Source organism: Frigoribacterium sp. Leaf164, from assembly GCF_001423665.1.
Lineage (GTDB): Bacteria > Actinomycetota > Actinomycetes > Actinomycetales > Microbacteriaceae > Frigoribacterium > Frigoribacterium endophyticum.
The window spans coordinates 123,589-125,783 of sequence record NZ_LMOX01000003.1 but is presented as its reverse complement, the minus strand read 5'-3'; the positions used below and the strand labels follow the sequence as shown (position 1 = coordinate 125,783).

Sequence of the window (2,195 nt, the reverse complement as noted above, 5' to 3'; positions counted from 1 at the left end):
GCGGTTCCAGACGTCCTCGAAGAGGACGTCGTCGGTGAGGGCGGCGAGCTTGGGGGCGAAGTCTCCGAACGTGCGGCGCCCGCCTCCGATCTGGATCGGCTGGTCGGCCATGGTGGTTCTCCTGTCCGTCGTGTCGTGGAGGGCCGCGCGTCGCGGTCCTGTCGTCCACGGAACACCGGACGCGCCGCGGGAGGGAGGCCCTGGCGTGGTCCCCCTGACGGGTCTACACGGGCGGTCCGGCCTCAGCAGACCCCGACGCATGCCTGGCTCAGGGCGCCGAGGCCGCCGCGGACGCCCCCAGCTGCACCGCCAGCTCGCTGCAGCGCAGGCGGGCCGGAGAGAAGTCGGAGGGCAGGCTCCGGATGATCTCCGCCGCGCTCCTGCCCTGCGAGCTCCCGACCCGGTCGGGCGCCACGTCCGCGTCCCCCTGTGGATGCAGTTCCTCCCAGGCGTCGAAGATGGCGTCGTCCTCCTCCAGCTGACCGGACTCCTCGATGACCCGCATGAGCGCGGTCTCGAAGGCGTGTCGCTCGGCCGCCACGCGGGCCACCCGCGGGTCGTCGACGGCGACCGTGTCGTCGAGGGCCTCCTCCGCGGCGTCGACGCGGTCGGACTCGGCGCGCAGCTCGGGGTGGAGGGCCAGCGTGAGGAACCGGCCAGCCTGTGCGACCGCTCCGAGCGGACCGAAGATGCGCTCGGTGACCAGCAGGGTGTCGAGGTCGTCCTGGCGCAGCGAGCCCTCGGGCGCGGGCTGGAGGCGGTCGGAGACGATGTCGTCGAGGAGCCCCAGGCGGTCGCCGCGGGCGCGCATGCGCTGCACCGCGGCCCGCTTCCGCCGCAGCTCGGCCTCCTGCGCCGCCAGGCGGTCCTCCAGCCGGGCGAGGACGCTCGCGACCTCGCCCTCGACACCGCCCGGTGCGGCGTCGGTGAACGCGTCGCGGACGTCGTCGAGGGCGATCCCGGCGTCGGCCATCCGTCGGATCCAGAGCAGCCGGATGATCTCGGCGTAGCCGTACCGGCGTCGGCCGTCGCTGCCCCGCTCGCGCTCCGGGAGCAGGCCGACCTCGTGCCAGTGGCGGACGGCCCGGGGAGTGGTGCCGACGAACGCCGCAGCGTCGCCGATCATGACGTGACGGGGCGGAGTCGGGAGGGAGTGCACGGCGGACCTCTCGGAGCGGGGCGGGACGGGACGTGCTCCGAGCAGACCACATGACGCTGCGGCAGGTGCAACCCCGCCTCGATCAGGCCGCGACTCCTCCCGGCTCGGTCGGCTGCGAGTCGAGCGTCGCCCGCCGTCTAGGTTGAGCCTGGTACCGATGGAAGGAACAGCCATGAGCATGGAAGGCGCGGCCTGGAGCTCGCTCTACAAGATCTCGTCAGCCCGCGACGGCGCGCACGGCATCTCACGGGCGTCCGTCCGGCGCATCATGACGTTCGCGGTGCCCTACCGGTCGAAGCTGGTGCTCTTCATCAGCCTCTCGGTGGTCGGGGCCTTCCTCGCGGTCGCGACGCCGGTGCTGGCCGGCCGGGTGGTCGACGTCATCGTCGCGCGGGGCGACGTCTCCACAATCGTGCGGCTCGCCGTCCTCATCGGGGTCGTGGCGATCGCCGACGCCGGCGTCTCGCTCGTCACGCGGTGGTACTCGGCCCGGATCGGGGAGGGCGTGATCCTCGACCTCCGCACCGCCGTCTTCGACCACGTGCAGAAGATGCCGATCGCGTTCTTCACCCGCACCCGGACGGGCGCTCTCGTCAGCCGCCTCAACAACGACGTGATCGGCGCCCAGCAGGCCTTCAGCGGCACGCTGTCCGGCGTCGTCACGAACGTCGTGGCACTCGTCCTGACCCTGATCGTGATGCTCAGCACGTCGTGGCTCGTGACCGTCCTCGCGGTGGTCATGCTGCCGATCTTCCTGGTCCCCGCGCGACGCATGGGCAGCCGCCTCGCCGCGCTCCGGCGCGAGGCCGCCGACCACAACTCCGCGATGAGCACGCAGATGACCGAGCGCTTCTCCGCGCCCGGCGCCACCCTCGTCAAGCTGTTCGGCCGCCCCGACGAGGAGTCGGCGGAGTTCCGCGTCCGCGCCGCCCGCGTCCGTGACATCGGGGTGCGGACCGCGCTGCTGCAGTTCGTCTTCGTCACCGCCCTGACGCTCGTCTCCGCCCTGGCCCTCGCGCTCGTGTACGGGCTCGGC

The 2,195-nt window shown here is 72.7% G+C and carries 2 protein-coding genes; one reads left to right on the top strand and one right to left on the bottom strand.

Translation table 11 applies throughout. The features are described 5' to 3' along the window. Window positions 1–268 precede the first annotated feature (268 nt). On the bottom strand, window positions 269–1,126 hold the full coding sequence (locus tag ASF82_RS08600; RefSeq protein ID WP_056056359.1) for a MerR family transcriptional regulator: 858 nt from the start codon (window positions 1,124–1,126) through the stop codon (window positions 269–271). A gap of 205 nt (window positions 1,127–1,331) precedes the next feature. Here ASF82_RS08600 and ASF82_RS16115 point away from each other — a divergent pair. Beyond that, window positions 1,332–2,195 (top strand): ABC transporter ATP-binding protein (locus tag ASF82_RS16115; protein WP_235491238.1); only part of this gene is annotated, 864 nt, incomplete at its 3' end.